General features: G+C 67.2%; 12 protein-coding genes. 5 read left to right on the plus strand and 7 right to left on the minus strand.

All coding sequences use genetic code 11. The features are described 5' to 3' along the window. Positions 1–73: 73 nt before the first annotated feature. The gene (ndk, locus tag G5A46_RS14040; RefSeq protein ID WP_163850327.1) at positions 74–496 is read right to left on the minus strand and encodes a nucleoside-diphosphate kinase; all 423 of its coding nucleotides are present in this window, start codon (positions 494–496) and stop codon (positions 74–76) included. A gap of 198 nt (positions 497–694) precedes the next feature. Between ndk and G5A46_RS14045 the strand changes: the two genes are divergently transcribed. The 3 genes from G5A46_RS14045 to G5A46_RS14055 all read left to right on the plus strand — a co-directional run bounded on the left by G5A46_RS14045 (position 695) and on the right by G5A46_RS14055 (position 4,035). Further along, on the plus strand, positions 695–2,557 hold the full coding sequence (locus G5A46_RS14045) for an ABC-F family ATP-binding cassette domain-containing protein (protein ID WP_163850329.1): 1,863 nt from the start codon (positions 695–697) through the stop codon (positions 2,555–2,557). Between the two features lie 244 nt (positions 2,558–2,801). After that, positions 2,802–3,422, plus strand: coding sequence for a MarC family protein (locus G5A46_RS14050; RefSeq protein WP_163850331.1), 621 nt, complete (start codon positions 2,802–2,804; stop codon positions 3,420–3,422). Between the two features lie 31 nt (positions 3,423–3,453). Beyond that, a complete protein-coding gene (locus G5A46_RS14055; protein ID WP_163850333.1) occupies positions 3,454–4,035 on the plus strand; it encodes a retropepsin-like aspartic protease family protein in 582 nt (193 codons plus the stop codon). 142 nt (positions 4,036–4,177) lie between these two features. Here G5A46_RS14055 and ntrX read toward each other — a convergent pair whose 3' ends face one another. The 5 genes from ntrX to dusB form a co-directional block, all read right to left on the minus strand. Further along, positions 4,178–5,605 carry a nitrogen assimilation response regulator NtrX gene (ntrX, locus tag G5A46_RS14060; RefSeq protein WP_163850335.1) on the minus strand — a complete coding sequence of 476 codons (1,428 nt, stop codon included), beginning with the start codon at positions 5,603–5,605 and terminating at the stop codon, positions 4,178–4,180. Positions 5,606–5,613: 8 nt separating this feature from the next. Next, the gene (locus tag G5A46_RS14065; protein ID WP_338050041.1) at positions 5,614–7,830 is read right to left on the minus strand and encodes a sensor histidine kinase NtrY-like; all 2,217 of its coding nucleotides are present in this window, start codon (positions 7,828–7,830) and stop codon (positions 5,614–5,616) included. Positions 7,831–7,965: 135 nt separating this feature from the next. Then, positions 7,966–9,333 carry a response regulator gene (locus tag G5A46_RS14070; protein WP_163850339.1) on the minus strand — a complete coding sequence of 456 codons (1,368 nt, stop codon included), beginning with the start codon at positions 9,331–9,333 and terminating at the stop codon, positions 7,966–7,968. A gap of 6 nt (positions 9,334–9,339) precedes the next feature. After that, entirely contained in the window at positions 9,340–10,518 is a 1,179-nt protein-coding gene (locus G5A46_RS14075) for a two-component system sensor histidine kinase NtrB (protein ID WP_163850340.1), read from the minus strand. Then, positions 10,515–11,510, minus strand: a complete 996-nt coding sequence (dusB, locus tag G5A46_RS14080) for a tRNA dihydrouridine synthase DusB (protein ID WP_163850341.1) — start codon at positions 11,508–11,510, stop codon at positions 10,515–10,517. The genes G5A46_RS14075 and dusB overlap by 4 nt, the downstream gene beginning before the upstream one ends. Positions 11,511–11,736: 226 nt before the next feature. Here dusB and G5A46_RS14085 point away from each other — a divergent pair, with 226 nt between their 5' ends. Further along, a complete protein-coding gene (locus G5A46_RS14085; RefSeq protein WP_163850342.1) occupies positions 11,737–12,936 on the plus strand; it encodes a bifunctional 2-C-methyl-D-erythritol 4-phosphate cytidylyltransferase/2-C-methyl-D-erythritol 2,4-cyclodiphosphate synthase in 1,200 nt (399 codons plus the stop codon). Further along, positions 12,933–13,427 (plus strand): phosphatidylglycerophosphatase A family protein, encoded by a 495-nt coding sequence (locus G5A46_RS14090; protein WP_163850343.1) that lies wholly within the window; start codon positions 12,933–12,935, stop codon positions 13,425–13,427. The genes G5A46_RS14085 and G5A46_RS14090 overlap by 4 nt, the downstream gene beginning before the upstream one ends. Before the next feature lie 73 nt (positions 13,428–13,500). On the opposite strand, the gene G5A46_RS14095 is transcribed toward G5A46_RS14090, so the two are convergent. After that, positions 13,501–14,004: a hypothetical protein gene (locus G5A46_RS14095; protein WP_163850344.1), complete on the minus strand. Its 504-nt coding sequence runs from the start codon at positions 14,002–14,004 to the stop codon at positions 13,501–13,503. Between the last annotated feature and the right edge of the window lie 168 nt (positions 14,005–14,172).

The raw sequence follows: 14,172 nt of genomic DNA on the forward strand, positions 1-14,172 counted from the left end.
CCGGGTGCGCCGCCGCAACGCAAAAGGGCCGCCCCTACAGGACGGCCCTTTCCACTTTCGCGAACCGGATGGCTTAGCCGACCAGTTCCAGACCGGAGAAGAAATACGCGATCTCCACAGCCGCGGTTTCCGGTGCGTCGGAGCCGTGGACGGAGTTTTCGCCCACGCTCTCGGCGAATTCGGCACGGATCGTACCGGCATCCGCATCGGCGGGGTTGGTCGCGCCCATGACTTCGCGGTTCTTCGCGATGGCGCCTTCGCCTTCGAGGACCTGAACGACGACCGGGCCGGATGCCATGAAGTCACGCAGTTCACCGAAGAAGGGGCGCTCCTTGTGCACTTCGTAGAAGACGCCGGCTTGTTCCGGGGTCAGCTGGATGCGCTTTTGCGCGATGATGCGCAGGCCGGCGTCCTCGAACTTGGCGTTGATCTTGCCGGTCAGGTTCCGCTTGGTCGCGTCGGGTTTGATGATGGAGAGCGTGCGTTCGGTGGCCATGGGTCCAACTTTCTTTTGCGGCGGCGCCCGGAACCGTCTCCGGGGCCAATGAAATCGGCGCCCGCCTAGCATGGGACGCCGGGTTTGAAAAGCCTGCTTGGCCCTGTGGGGACGCGCGCGCGACATTGGCCGGCCGCCCGCGCGACACCGGCGCGATGACTACTTCCGCCCCGGTGAAGGCTCTGTTAGGTGGCGCATATGCTCAGGATCGAAGACATCTCCTATTCCGTGGCCGGCCGCCCCCTGCTGGAACAGGCCTCCGCCACCATTCCCACCGGCCACAAGGTCGGCATCGTCGGCCGCAACGGCACCGGCAAGACCACGTTGTTCCGCCTGATCCGGGGGGAGCTGGCGCTGGAAGGCGGCGCCATCTCCCTGCCGTCGCGCGCCCGCATCGGCGGTGTCGCGCAGGAGGTGCCGGGTAACGAGGTCTCCTTGATCGATACCGTGCTGGCCGCCGATACCGAACGTGCCGAGCTGCTGGCCGAGGCGGAGACGACAGAAGATCCCACCCGCATCGCCGAGGTGCAGACCCGCCTGGCCGATATCGATGCCTGGTCCGCGGAGGGCCGCGCCAGCACCATCCTGAAGGGGCTGGGATTTGACGACGAACAACAGCGGATGCCCTGTTCGGCCTTCTCCGGCGGGTGGCGGATGCGCGTGGCGCTGGCCGCTGTCCTGTTCGCCGCACCCGACCTGCTGCTGCTGGACGAGCCTACGAACTATCTGGACCTGGAGGGCGCGCTGTGGCTGGAAAGCTACCTGACCTCCTATCCCCACACGGTTCTGGTGATCTCCCACGACCGGGGGCTGCTGAACCGGGCGGTGGGCGCGATCCTGCACCTGGAGGACCGCAAGCTGACGCTGTACCAGGGCAATTACGACACCTTCGCCGAAACCCGCGCCGCCCGGCTGGCCGTGGCGGAGGCGGAGGCGCGCAAGCAGGACGCCCGGCGTGCGCATCTGCAAAGCTACGTGGATCGCTTCCGCTACAAGGCGGACAAGGCCCGGCAGGCGCAATCGCGACTGAAGGCAATCGCCCGGCTGAAACCGATCACCCGCCCGCAGGAGGCGGCGCTGCGCCGCTTTACCTTCCCGGAACCCGAAGAACTGTCCCCGCCCATCCTGCGGATCGAGGGCGGGCAGGTCGGATATGACGGGCAGCCGGTGCTGACCCGGCTGGACCTGCGCATCGATCAGGACGACCGGATCGCCCTGCTGGGCCGCAACGGCGAGGGAAAATCCACCCTGTCCAAGCTGCTGGCCGACCGGCTGGCGCCACTTTCGGGCAAGGTCACCCGGTCATCGCGGCTGAGGGTGGGGTATTTCGCCCAGCACCAGGTGGACGAGCTGCATACCGACGAAACACCCCTGGACCACCTGCGCCGCCTGCGCCCGGAGGAGGCCCCGGCCAGGCTGCGCGCCCGGCTGGGGGGCTTCGGCATCGGGGCGGAACAGGCCGATACGCTGGTGGGTCAGCTGTCCGGCGGGCAGAAGGCGCGGCTGTCGCTGATGCTGGCCACTCTGGACGCGCCGCACCTGCTGATCCTGGACGAACCGACCAACCACCTGGACATCGAAAGCCGCGAGGCGCTGGTGGAGGCGCTGACCGATTATACCGGCGCGGTGATCCTTGTCAGCCACGACATGCACCTGCTGAGCCTCGTCGCCGACCGGCTGTGGCTGGTCAAGGACGGGCGCGTCGCGCCGTTCGAGGGCGACCTGGAGGAATACCGCCAGCACCTGCTGGCCCCGGCGCGCGCCGAAAAGAAGGACCAGAAGGCCCGGGCAGAGGCCGAGAAGCCGCGCCGCCGCCCCTCACGGGACGAGATCCTTGCCCTGCGCTCGGAGGTTCGAAAATGCGAGGACCGGGTCAAGAAACTGTCCGAAATGGGCGACCGACTGTCGTCCAAGCTGGCAGATCCGGCGCTTTACGAAGATGCGCGGGTGGGGGAATTGCAGGTCTGGAACCGCAAATACGCCGAATTGCGCGAGGCCATGGAGAAGGCCGAAGCCCTGTGGATGACCGCGTTGGAAAAGCTGGAGACGGCCGAGGCCTGACCGGCCCCGGCAGCCCGTCGCCGCGGCCCCGTCCGGCGGCGCCTCACCTGCAAATCTGTCCGGGACAAGGGCGCGGTTTGCGCGGCCCGTCCGGCCAGCGCGCGCACCGTCCCCTCCGGCGGGCGCGGGCGCCGCTGCCCGCCCCTGCCCGGTCCCGCGCGGCCCCACAGGACCGCTGCCCCCATGCCCCGGCTTGGACGCGAAAACGCTTTCCCCGGCGGGCGGGACATGTTCCTAATGCCGCATGGATACCGCGTTTCTACTGCCCGCCTTCGTCACGTTGTTCGTGATCATCGACCCGATCGGGCTGACCCCGCTTTTTGCCGCGCTGACACAGGGTGCGGATGCGCGGCACCGGCGCGGTGTGGCGATCCGGGCCTGCGGTCTGGGTTTTGGCGTTCTGGCGCTGTTCACATTGTTCGGCGAACAGGTGCTGAACCTGATCGGAATTTCCATGCCCGCCTTCCGCATCGCGGGTGGCATCCTGCTGTTCCTGATCGCGCTGGACATGCTGTTCGAACGCCGCGCCAAGCGGCGGGAGGACAAGTCCGAAGACCCCGAGGCCCTGCCCGACCCCTCGGCCTTCCCGCTGGCGATCCCGCTGATCGCCGGGCCGGGTGCCATCGCGACGGTGATCCTGTTGGCCGGACAGCAATCCGGCCTGCCGGGTTTGCTGGCGGTGCTGGGCGTCACGGCGGCGGTGCTGTTGCTGGTCTTTGCCCTGTTCCTGACCGCCGGCTGGCTGGAGCGTGGCCTGGGCAAGACCGGGATCAACGTGGTCACCCGGATCCTGGGCATGTTGCTGGCGGCGCTTTCGGTGCAATTCGTGCTGGACGGGCTGCGGAATTTCGGGCTGGGCGGCTGACAGGGGGGCGGGCAGCGCCTATATCTTCATCATGAGCGGGAATGATTTCGGACAGCTGGCCTATCTCGTGCTGCTGTTGGTGGTGGTCGGGACCTATTTTCTGGTTTCGAACCGGCGCCAACTGGGCAGCCTGGCCCGTCACGCGGTGCTGTGGGCGCTGATCTTTGTCGGCATGGTGGCGGCGGTGGGCATGTGGGGCAACATCCGCCAGACCCTGATGCCGCAGCAAAGCGTGATCCAGGGCGGCGCGGTGATCGAACTGCCCCGGCAGGCGGATGGCCATTACTACGCCCGGCTGAACGTGAACGGCACCGACATCACCTTCATGGTGGATACCGGTGCCTCCGACGTGGTGCTGACCGGCGACGCCGCCCGCGCCGCCGGGATCGATACCGACCGGCTGGTGTTTTCCGGCACGGCGGCCACGGCCAACGGATCGGTGCGCACGGCGGCGGTGACGCTCGACAATGTGTCCCTTGGCCCGGTTGAGGATTTCGACCTGCGCGCCATGGTGAACGAGGGCAACATGCGGATGCCCCTGCTGGGCATGACCTATCTGGACCGCTTCTCCCGGATCGAAATTGCGGATGGCGCCCTGCGGCTGACCCGCTGAGCGCCCGATACCGCCGTTTTGCGGAACGCCCGACGGGCGGGCCTACCGCCGCGCCCGAGAGCCCGCGCACCGGACTCGTCACCCGGCCCGATCCGACGATCCTTCAGACCCGTTGCAGCAGCCCCTCACAGCGGCGCACGGATCACGACGAGGCGTCGATCTCTGCGCCCTCATCCTCGTCCACATGCGCCACGCGGTTGCCGGAGCGCGAGGTGGTGACCACGTTCAGCGACTTCAGCTTGCGGTGCAGGGCGCTGCGTTCCATCCCGACGAATTGCGCGGTTTTGGAGATATTGCCGCCAAAGCGGTTGATCTGCGTCAGCAGATATTCCCGTTCGAACGCCTCTCGCGCCTCCCGCAGGGGCAGCGTCGCGACAGAGCCGGAGATGACCACACGCCCGTCGCCATCCACCGGCTTTTCCTCCTCGCTCGGGACTTCGCGGGCGTCGATATCGCCGGTCCCCTCGCCCAGGATCAGGATACGTTCGATCACGTTGCGCAGCTGACGCACATTGCCGGGCCAGACCATCGTCTGCATCAGCGCCGCCGCCTCTTCGGACAGCGCGCGCAGGGGCAGGCCCTGGGATTTGTGCAGCCCTTCGATGAAATGTTCGGCCAACAGGGGAATGTCCTCCCGCCGGTCCTCCAGTGAGGGCACGGCGATCGGCACCACGTTCAGCCGGTGATAGAGTTCCTGCCGGAAGCGCCCCGCTTCGATCTCTGCCTCCAGATTGCGCGCGGAGGAGGAAATCACCCGCAGATCCACACGCACCTTGTCCGCACCGCCAACCCGCAGGAACTGCTGATCGACCAGCACGCGCAGGATCTTGGACTGGGTGCCCAGCGGCATATCCGCGACTTCGTCGAAATAGATCACGCCGCCATGGGCCTGTTCCAGAAGGCCGGGTTCGATCCCACGTTCTCCGCTTTCGCGGCCGAACAGCACGTCTTCCATCCGGTCGGGGTCGATCTGGGCACAGTTCACGGTGACGAACGGCGCATCGGCACGCGCCGAATTTGCATGCACAAACCGCGCCGCGACCTCCTTGCCCGAGCCGGAAGGCCCCGACAACATCACCCGGCCGTTGGATTTCGTCACCTTGTCCAACTGGCTGACCAGCGTGCGGAACGCACCCGAGGCGCCGATCATCTCGGCCGCCTGAACCTCCCGCCTTTTCAGCTGATTGTTCTCCCGCCGCAGACGGCTGGTTTCCATGGCGCGGCGGATAACGACCAGCAGCTGATCGATATTGAACGGCTTTTCGATAAAGTCATAGGCGCCCTGCTTGATCGCGGCGACCGCGATCTCGACATTGCCATGGCCCGAAATGATCACCACCGGTACGTCGGGATTGTTGCGCTTTACATGTTTGAGGATGTCGATCCCGTCCATTCGGCTGTCCTTCAGCCAGATGTCCAGGATCATCAGGCCGGGCGCCTCGCTGTTGAGATGCCCCAGACAATCGTCGGAATTTCCGGCCAGCCGGGTGGTAAAGCCCTCGTCCTCCAGAATGTCCGAAATCAATTCGCGGATATCGCGTTCGTCATCAACAATAAGAATGTCGCTCATTACCGTCCTCATTTTTCCTTGTCCGGCGTGGCGTCCGGCTTCAACGGAAGCCGGATCACCGCCATGGCGCCGGAATGTGCGGCCCCGTCGAACCGGGGTGCGTCGTCCAGGATCAGGCTGCCGCCATGTTCCTCGACGATCTTCTTCACGATGGGCAGGCCCAGGCCGGTGCCCTTGTCGCGGGTGGTCACGTAGGGTTCGAACAGCCGGGCGCGGTCCTCCGGCAGGCCGACGCCATTGTCGGCGATACGGATTTCGGCCTGACCGCTGGCCGCATCGGCCCGCAAGCTGACGCGGATCTGCGGGGCGTAGCCGTCCGGCGCGCCCTTTTCACGCAGGGTCTGGGTGGCTTCGCCGGCGTTCTTGATCAGGTTGGTCAGCGCCTGCATGATCATTGTCGCATCCAGTTCGGCGGGCACGGCGCTATCGGGAATATCGGTGGCAAAGGCCACGTCGGGCTGACCGCTTTCCTGCAAGGTCACCGCGCGGCCCAGCAGATCGGCGATATCCTCGTCGCGGGGTTCGGGTTGCGGCATCCGCGCGAATTTGGAGAATTCATCGACAATACGGCGCAGATCGTCTGTCTGGCGGATGATCACATCCGTCAGGCTTTCCAGCGCGGCCTCCTGTTCCGCGTCCAGATGGCGACCGAACTTGCGGCGAATCCGTTCGGACGACAGCTTGATCGGGGTCAGCGGGTTCTTGATCTCATGCGCGATGCGGCGTGCCACGTCACCCCAGGCGGCCATGCGCTGCGCCGCGACCAGATCGGTGACATCGTCAAAGGCCACGACGTAGCCCTCGCGCCGTCCTTCGGCGTTGCGGCGGGTGGACATGCGCACCAGCAGGTTCTCCATCCGGCCATTGCGCGAGACCTTGACCTCGTCCTGCACGACCTCCCCCGGCCCGGCGCGCAGCTGTTCATAAAGCGCGCCGAATTCCGGCACCGCGACGGCCAGCGCCATGTCCTGCTTTTCCTCGTGCCAGTCCAGCAACCGTTCGGCGGAGCGGTTGACGAAGGTCACCCGCCCCTTCGCATCCAGCCCGACCACCCCGGAGGTGACCGAACTGAGCACCGAATCGAACAGCCGCCGGCGCTGTTCGATCTGCCGGGTATTGGTCAGCAGGGTGTCGCGCTGTTGCTTCAGCTGTCGGGTCATCTGGTTGAAATAGCGGGACAACAGGGCGATCTCGTCGTCGCCTTCCTCTTCGTAGACACTGGTATTCAGATCGCCCTCACCGACCCGTTGCGCCGCGCCGGTCAGCCGCCCCACAGGCCGCGACAGCCGTTCCGCGAACCACAGGCCCAGCCAGACGGCGGCAAGGATCAGGATGACCGCGAAGCCCAGGTACAACAGCCCGAATTCAAACAGCACCCGGCCGCGTTCGCTTTCCAGTTGCTGGTACAGGCGCACCGTTTCCTGCGTGTCGTCCAGCAGGTTCAGGATCTGGCCATCGACCTCCCGGGACACATACAGCAGCCGATCGGGAAACCGGTCCAGCGCCACCAGGGCACGGAATTCATTGTTGTCCCAATCCTCGATGATCAGCAGGCCCTCGGCCTCGGCCTGCACCATTTGCGCGGGCTGCGGCTGTTCGAAATCGAACAGGTAGGACCGCTCCCCCCGCGCCCGGATCTCTCCTGCGCCGTCGATGACAAAGGCCTCTTTCAACCCGCGCTGGATCTGCGCCTGCCCGGAGGTCAGAACCTGGCGCAGCTCCGCATCCCCGATGAAGAACTGCGCATCGCGGGTGCTGTCCAGAAGATCGGCCAGCGCATTGGCGTCGTCGCGCAGATCCTGCCGGTGCTCGTCCTCATAGGCCCGCGCGGCAGAAAGGGAGGCGCCAACCACTTGCCGCACCCTGTCGGAAAACCAGCCCTCCAGCCCGATGTTGATGGTCAACGCGGCAAAGATCGCCACGGTGACCGTAGGGATCAGCGCCATCAGCGCAAATACCCCGGTCAGCCGCAGATGCAGCCGTGACCCGGCCGATTGCGCCCGCCGCGCCGCGATCATCCGCGCCACCCGTTGCAACACCAGCGCCGCGACGACCAGCACGTAGACCAGATCCGCCAGCAGGACGAGGCGCAGCGATTGCGCCGCCGCCCCCTGGTCCAGCGGCCCCAGAACGAGGAAGGTCGCAAAGGCCAGCGAGGGGCCCAGGATCACCAGCCCGAGGGTAGCGAAATTCTGGAAACGGCGTTGCCGCCGCAACCGCACCAGCCGATTCCAGCTTGGCTGTCGTGCCCGCGTTGCCACAAGTTGCCCCTGTCTGATGCGGCGCCCCCAGGCGCCTACTGCTACATGTAGTGGCTCTACCGGGGGCTGACGCCCATCGGCCACTCTTCTGTGGCAGTTTTACATCAACTTGCGGCGGCGTGTCACGCGAATATCGAGATCCGTGATCTTCTTGCGCAGGGTATTGCGGTTGATTCCCAGCAGATCGGCGCATTTCGCCTGGTTTCCGCCCGTCGCCTCCAACGCGATCTCGATCAACGGCTGTTCCACCTCCCGCAGGATCCGCGCATAGAGACCGGGCGGAGGCAACATGTTGCCGTGCAAATCGAAATGGCGGCGCAAATGACGCGCGACCGAGCCTGAGAGCTTCTCTCCGTCGCTTTGGCCCAGCACCGGTTCGGTCGCGGGTTGATTGCCCAGCACGCTTTCCACCTCGGCGCGTGTCATCTCGTCGGTGCGGGCGGTCAGCGCCAGACGGCGAATGGCGTTTTCCAGCTGGCGCACGTTGCCGGGCCAGGAATAGGTGCGCATCATCTCCTTCGCCTCGTCCGAGAACCAGCGCTTGGGCGCGCCCTCGCGCTCTGCCCGGCCCAGGAAATGTTCGACCAGCAGCGGGATATCGTCCACCCGTTCGCGCAGCGGCGGCACCTGGATCGTGGCGCCGGACAGGCGGTAGAACAGATCCTGCCGCAACCGCCCCTCTTCCATCGCGCGGTTCAGATCCCCCTGCGAGGTCGCCATGAACCGAGGCAGGGAATCCGCCGGCCCGTCCATCATGCGCACGATGCGGGCTTGCACCTCGGCGTCGATATCGGCGATTTCGTCAAAAAGAATGGTGCCGCCCTTGGCCCGCGCCAGAACCCGCGCCGGACCTTCGAGATCTTGCAGATCCCCGGCGCTGACGGCGACGAAAGGCAGCGTCCGCCGGTCGGAGAAATCGTGAATGGCCTTGGCGATCAGGCTTTTGCCGGTACCGCTTTCGCCCGCGATCAGCACCGGCAGATCGGTGTTCATCACCCGTGCCACCAACCGGTAAAGCGCCTGCATCGCTGCCGTGCGCCCGACCAGCGGCAGGTCGTCAGGCCGATCGTTTTCCTCGGGCCGGGGGGCCTGCGGCGCGCGGCGCCGGGCATCCAGCGCGCGGGCGGTGCGTTTCATCAGGTCGGGCAGGTCGAAGGGCTTGGGCAGGTAATCATAGGCCTCGGCCTCGGCCGCCTGGATGGCGGTCATGATGGTGTTCTGCGCCGAGATCACGATCACCGGCAAGCCGGGCCGGTCCTGCGAAATCTTGGGCAGCATCTCCAGCCCGTTGCCATCGGGCATCATCACGTCCGAGATCACGACATCGCCCTTCCCCTCGCCGATCCAGCGCATCAGCGTGGTCAGGGAAGAGGTCGCATGTACCTTGCAGCCCGCCCGCGTCAGGGCCTGCGTCAGCACCGTGCGGATCGTGCGGTCATCATCCGCCACCAGAATCGTGCCGTCCATGCGGGATTACTCCTTTTCGTTGTCCACGGGCGAAGGCTTCGCCGGCTTCTTGTCCTTGGGCGCCATCGGCAGGGAGATGCGGAATTTCGTCCGCCCCGGAACCGAGGTGACGGAAATCCAGCCGTCATGGTCCGAGATGATCTTGCTGACCAGCGCCAGCCCCAGACCGGTGCCGTTCTCCCGCCCCGAGACGAAGGGATCGAAGATGTCGCCCTTGATCTCCTCCGGCAGGCCGGGGCCGTCGTCCTCCACCTCGATCTGAAGCGGCAGGGACTTGCCCTGCCCGTCCGACCGGCGCAGGCGGAAACTGTGTTCGAAATAGGTGTGCAGGCGAATACGGCCCCCATCCTTGCCCGCCGCTTCTGCCGCGTTCTTCAGCAGGTTCAGCACAACCTGCAACAGCTGGTCCGGGTCGCCCTGCGCCAGCGGCAGGGAGGGGTCGTAATCCTCCACGATCTTCATGGAGGCGCCAAAACCCAGCAGCGCAGAGCGCCGCGCCCGGTCCAGCACGTCATGCAGGTTCACCGGCTTCAGGTCGGGCAGGGTCAGGTTGCCGAATTGCTCCACCTGTTCCAGCAGCTTCACGATGCGGCGGCTTTCGGCGACGATCAGGTCGGTCAGTTCCAGATCCTCCCCCGACAGGCCCATGGACAGCAATTGCGCCGCCCCGGTGATGCCCGCCAGCGGGTTCTTGATCTCGTGGGCCAGCATCTCGGCCATGCCGATGGCGGATTTCGCGGCGGATTTGACCGAATGGTCCTGCGTCATCCGCCCGGCCAGTTCACGCGGCGAAATCAGGAACAGCATATGCCCCGGATGATCCAGCAGCGGTGCGATCTGCAAGTTGCAATGCAGCGGCGCGCGTTCGCCGGTGCCGACATCGACATCATTGACGAACAGGGGCGAGGCCGTGTCGCGCGCCCGGACAAAGGCGTCCTCCAACGGGCTGTCGATCATCACCCGTTCCCAGACCCGCTGCCCGCGGATCGACTTGGCAGAGGTGTTCAGGAACCCCTCGGCGGCGGCGTTGATCGTCAATATCGAATCCTCGGGATCCAGCACCAGCGCCGGTACCGGCAGCGACGACCAGAGCGCGGTATCCTCGACCGCCGCGATCACCGCGTCCTGTCGCGCGGCAGAGGTGCGGCCGGGGCGCGGGGTGGCGGGGTCTTGCGGGGCGCTCATGCGGCGGCCTCCTCGATCTGGCGGGGCGGGGTTTCCAGCGCCTCGGGCAGCATCCGCGCGATTTCCCCGGCGTCGGTGGCGCGCAGGATGCGCCCGCGCAGCTCCGGCGCGGTGGCGGCGCCGTCCATGTACCAGCCCAGGTGCTTGCGTGCGACGCGCAGTCCCAGATCGGCACCGTAGAACTCCAGCATCTCGCCGTGATGGCGCCGCACCATCGCGGTCAGCGCAGCCCCCTGTGGCACCACGGGCGGCGCCGTTCCGGCCAGGTCCGCCAGCACCTGCGCCAGCAGCCAGGGCCGGCCCTGCGCGCCCCGTCCGATCATCACCCCGTCCGCGCCCGACAGGCGCAGCGCCTCGCGGGCGGTGGCGGGGCCGGTTATGTCGCCATTGGCAATCACGGGAATGGTGACGGCCCGTTTCACCGCCGCGATGGCAGCCCAATCGGCACGGCCCTTGTAGAACTGGCAGCGGGTGCGGCCATGCACCGTGACCAGGGCGATCCCGGCGTCTTCCGCCCGGCGCGCCAGGTCAGGGGCGTTCCGGCTGTGGTCGTCCCAGCCCAGCCGCATTTTCAACGTCACCGGCACGGAGACGGCGCCAACCACCGCCTCCACCAGGCGCAGAGCATGGTCCGGCTCCCGCATCAGGGCCGATCCTGACAGCCCGCCCACCACCTTCTTGGCCGGGCAGCCCATGTTGATGTCGATCACGCGGGCGCCCTGCCCTTCGATCATGCGCGCCGCCTCGGCGATCCAGCCGGTGTCGCGCCCGGCCAGCTGGACCGATGTCCGCGCCTGGTCCGCGCCCAGCTCTGCCCGTTCGCGCACGCCGGGTTTGGCCTGGACCATTTCCTGGCTGGCAACCATCTCGCTGACCACCAGATCGGCGCCGAACCGGCCTACCAGGTCCCGGAACGGCCGGTCGGTGATTCCCGCCAGCGGGGCAAGGCAAACGGCGCTGCGCGCGGCCTGAAGGGGAAAGACAAACGACATGCTTAATCCTTGTGCAGTGACTTCTGGCTAGACGATAACCCTGCCCGCGACAACGAAACCGGCCCGAATACGGCCCAAAAGGCGGCCACGCCGCAAGGTCAACGCCCAAAAAATAGGCACCACACCCGTTGCGGCCAACCGTTGCCCTTGCCGGGCCGGCATCATATCCCTGACGGGTCCGGCGACGAAGCTCCGCCGGCAGGGGGCACAATGGCGGTCACATGACATGAATGATGCAGCGATCATAGTGGCGGCGGGCCGGGGCCTGCGCGCCGGAGGCGACCTGCCCAAGCAATGGCAGCCCCTGGCCGGCCGGCGCGTGGCCGACTGGACGCTGGCGGCGATCCTTGAGGCCGGGCTGTCGCCCGTGGTGCTGGTACTGCATCCCGATGACATGGAAATGCCGGGCCTGCCGGCAGCCGTCGAACGGGTGGCCGGAGGAGCAACGCGCGGCGCCTCGGTCCGGGCAGGGCTGGCGGCGCTGGCGGGTCGCGGGGTCGACCGGGTGCTGATCCATGACGTGGCCCGCCCCTGCGTGGACCGGGCAGTGATCGACGCGGTGCGCGCCGCGCTGAACGATGCGCCTGCCGCCGCTCCCGGCCTGCCGGTGACCGACGCGCTGTGGCAGGGCAGTGACAGGCCGGATGCCGGCGACAACATCACCGGCTGCCACGTCACCGCGATCCGCGCCCGCGACGGGCTGTTCCGCGCCCAGACCCCGCAGGGGTTCCACCTGGCGGCGATCACCGCAGCGCATCAGGCCGCTGCCGCCCGGGCGGACGCGGCGGCGGATGACGTCGCGGTGGCCCTTGCGGCGGGGCTGGATATTGCCATCACCCCCGGCAACGAAGACAATCTGAAGATCACCTGGCCCGGCGATCACGCCCGGGCCGAGGCGATCCTGCGGCGAAAGGAAACACAGATGGATGTCCGGCTGGGCAACGGGTTTGACGTGCATGCCTTCTGCGAGGGCGATCACGTCGTGCTGTGCGGCGTGCATGTGCCGCACGGACGCGGGCTGACGGGGCATTCCGATGCCGATGTCGGCCTGCATGCGATCACCGACGCGATCTACGGCGCGCTGGCGGATGGCGATATCGGGCAGCATTTCCCGCCCTCCGATCCGCAGTGGAAGGGCGCGGCCAGCGACATCTTCCTGCGTCATGCGGCCCGCCGCGCGGCGGAGCGCGGCTATGCGATCGCCAATGTCGATTGCACCCTGATCTGCGAGGCGCCCAGGATCGGCCCCCATGCGGGCGCGATGCGCGCCGTTGTCGCCGCCTGCCTGGACATCGACGTCAGCCGCGTCTCCGTCAAGGCGACAACCACCGAACAGCTGGGCTTTGCCGGGCGCAGGGAAGGGATCGCCGCCCTGGCCACCGCGACGCTGATCGCCGCGCCGCACAGGCCGGAGGACAGAGCATGAAGCTTTCCGCGATGATCGCCACGCTGGGCGGTGTCGGGCATATCCAGCCCGCGTCGGGCACCTGGGGGTCGCTGGCGGCGCTGCCGTTGGCCTGGGTGCTGCATGTGCTGGGCGGACCTGCGCTGCTGGCCCTGGGGATCGCGCTGTTCTACGGGCTGGGCCATTGGGCCACAGCGCAGGAGACGCGCGGCCAGGCCGATCACGACCCGTCGGAAATCGTGGTGGACGAGTTGGTCGGCCAATGGATCGCCTTCTTCCCGGTCTCCTTCGGGGCGTCCTATGCGGGGGCGGATCTGACCGCGCTCTGGCCCGGCTGGATCGTGGCCTTCGGTGCCTTCCGCGCCTTTGACATCCTGAAACCAGGCCCGGTCGGCTGGGCGGATCGCAAGCACGGTCCCACCGGTGTCATGCTGGACGACGTGATCGCAGGGGTTCTGGCGGCGCTGGTGGTGGTCGCGCTGGCGGCGCTGTTCCATATCTTCCTGATGTAGCCAGTTCCCCCCGCCCGGACCAAATCCAAACCACGGCCTGGACCTTGCGGAGCGGGGGGGGGGGGAGGGACGGTCAGGCCGTCAGATCCAGCTCGGCACGGGGCCGATCGTTCGCGGCCTCGGCCTGCAACAGCGCCGATCCGTCGCCGGCTGCGGCATAGCTGCGCGCAGCAGGTGCGGCGATGGCATCCACCAGACGCGCGGCTTGCAGGGCGCGCTGCGTCGCCTCCGCCTGCGCGCGGGCGGACAGGTCGGCGGTGGGCCGGGCCTCTTCATTCGCGCGGGCCTGAACGGCGGCAAAGGACGGTGCCGCGTCGTCCTGGGCCTGCGGCGCCGCGGCAGCTGAGGCGGACGCTGCGGGTGCCTGTGTCGCGTCTGGCATGACCTCTGCCACCACGGCCTCTGCCACCACGCCCTTTGCGGCCATTGTCACGGCATCCGCGGTCAGAGCGTCGGCCACGGGCGCCGGAGACGCCTGCGGTCCGGTCTCGGGCGTGGTCTCCTCGGCGCGGTCCCGGCGGCCCAGTCCAAGGGATTGGAACAGGGTGCCACCCCCCGATCCGAACAAAGATATCATATGCGCTCCTTTCGATAATCCCAGCGATAGATGGCGAAAAGTCGCATCAAAAGCGGGTCGAAATGCGGCCGCCACGGGGTCAATGCGCGGCAACCGCCGCGCTGCGGCTCGTCTTTGGCCCTTGCGGACCGGGGCAGGCCTCCCCCCTCCTTCGGGCGCCAAATACCG

The organism is Pseudooceanicola aestuarii, assembly GCF_010614805.1.
Classification (GTDB): domain Bacteria; phylum Pseudomonadota; class Alphaproteobacteria; order Rhodobacterales; family Rhodobacteraceae; genus Pseudooceanicola; species Pseudooceanicola aestuarii.

What these genes read in the sequence shown, in the direction of transcription:
- ndk (WP_163850327.1), bottom strand. Translation starts at nt 496, where the DNA reads ATGGCCACCGAACGCACGCTCTCCATCATCAAACCCGACGCGACCAAG.
- G5A46_RS14045 (WP_163850329.1), top strand. Translation starts at nt 695, where the DNA reads ATGCTCAGGATCGAAGACATCTCCTATTCCGTGGCCGGCCGCCCCCTG.
- G5A46_RS14050 (WP_163850331.1), top strand. Translation starts at nt 2,802, where the DNA reads ATGGATACCGCGTTTCTACTGCCCGCCTTCGTCACGTTGTTCGTGATC.
- G5A46_RS14055 (WP_163850333.1), top strand. Translation starts at nt 3,454, where the DNA reads ATGAGCGGGAATGATTTCGGACAGCTGGCCTATCTCGTGCTGCTGTTG.
- ntrX (WP_163850335.1), bottom strand. Translation starts at nt 5,605, where the DNA reads ATGAGCGACATTCTTATTGTTGATGACGAACGCGATATCCGCGAATTG.
- G5A46_RS14070 (WP_163850339.1), bottom strand. Translation starts at nt 9,333, where the DNA reads ATGGACGGCACGATTCTGGTGGCGGATGATGACCGCACGATCCGCACG.
- G5A46_RS14075 (WP_163850340.1), bottom strand. Translation starts at nt 10,518, where the DNA reads ATGAGCGCCCCGCAAGACCCCGCCACCCCGCGCCCCGGCCGCACCTCT.
- dusB (WP_163850341.1), bottom strand. Translation starts at nt 11,510, where the DNA reads ATGTCGTTTGTCTTTCCCCTTCAGGCCGCGCGCAGCGCCGTTTGCCTT.
- G5A46_RS14085 (WP_163850342.1), top strand. Translation starts at nt 11,737, where the DNA reads ATGAATGATGCAGCGATCATAGTGGCGGCGGGCCGGGGCCTGCGCGCC.
- G5A46_RS14090 (WP_163850343.1), top strand. Translation starts at nt 12,933, where the DNA reads ATGAAGCTTTCCGCGATGATCGCCACGCTGGGCGGTGTCGGGCATATC.
- G5A46_RS14095 (WP_163850344.1), bottom strand. Translation starts at nt 14,004, where the DNA reads ATGATATCTTTGTTCGGATCGGGGGGTGGCACCCTGTTCCAATCCCTT.